Annotated in this window: 2 protein-coding genes; one reads left to right on the top strand and one right to left on the bottom strand. The window is 33.7% G+C overall.

Going from position 1 to position 992, the window contains the following annotated elements; genetic code table 11:
• The coding region (locus E1963_RS19495) for a gp53-like domain-containing protein (RefSeq protein ID WP_207669415.1) at positions 1-393 on the top strand (393 nt) is incomplete at its 5' end.
• Positions 394-587: 194 nt separating this feature from the next.
• On the opposite strand, the gene E1963_RS19900 is transcribed toward E1963_RS19495, so the two are convergent.
• Positions 588-992 (bottom strand): hypothetical protein (locus tag E1963_RS19900; RefSeq protein ID WP_207669414.1); only part of this gene is annotated, 405 nt, incomplete at its 5' end.

Below are 992 nucleotides of genomic sequence, written 5' to 3'. Positions count from 1 at the left end.
ACAAATGCGGATTTGTCAGTTACAAACACAAATATTAGTTATATGTTGGATGAGCTAAATCGTAACCTGGGTTTTGTATATGGCAGCAATTCTAACGGGTATTATAAAAAATATAACAATGGTCTTTTGGAGATGTGGGGACGAACTAATTTTACAGCTACTACTAACCTTGTCCAGATAAAAACTGTAAATTTCCCCTTATCTTTTAACAATACATCATATTATTTCTCACTTTCACTTGGACAAAATGGTAATATAGCCACAAAACTCTTTGAAGGAAACGAAGGAGGCAATTTGATAAGATCATCCTCGAGTACCGTATGTGGATGCAATAAGACAAATGGTAATTGGAATATTTACTTCACATGGAGAGCTATAGGCAGTTGGAAATGATTTAATAATATTCAAAGTATGCGTTAATTGTGAAAAAAATATAAATTTATCAGATATATTAAGCAAGCATAGCAAGATATTAGACTATTCGACAGAACAAGAATCTGTTATATGCGGAACTAACATATACTCCATACGATATATAAATGGCCACTCTTATTGAGCCAGCGTATGCTATTTAGCATTATTATAGTTTATCTCCAAAGTCCTACAACTTTGAGAAATACATTTAAATTTGAAACGGTTGTTGCATAAGAAGACCAAATTCTTATAGAACAGGTAGTGCTCGTTAAACCACTAACTTGGCAACTTGTATATCCGCTTGTAAGAACGTTAACATCCGCATAAAATGCTGTTTTAAATATACCCGTGGGTATTGTGAATGTTTTTGTCACAAAGTCATTGTGTGTATAAACACCTGCCGCTCTATTCCCCGTTAATGCAACAGTTCCAAAGTTTTGACAATAATATGCTTCTGCTTTGCCAGATGCATATTTATAAACACGCCAACTACCAATCTGTTCAAAACTGCAATTTTCATCTACTTTGCTCGATAAAGTGGAGAAACTTTTATTTGTCAAAGACAAATCCGCATTTGT

The organism is Extibacter muris, from assembly GCF_004345005.1.
In the GTDB taxonomy this organism is placed as follows: Bacteria; Bacillota; Clostridia; order Lachnospirales; family Lachnospiraceae; genus Extibacter; species Extibacter muris.
Note: the sequence above shows the minus strand (reverse complement) of the source record. Positions and strands in the feature narration are given on the sequence as shown.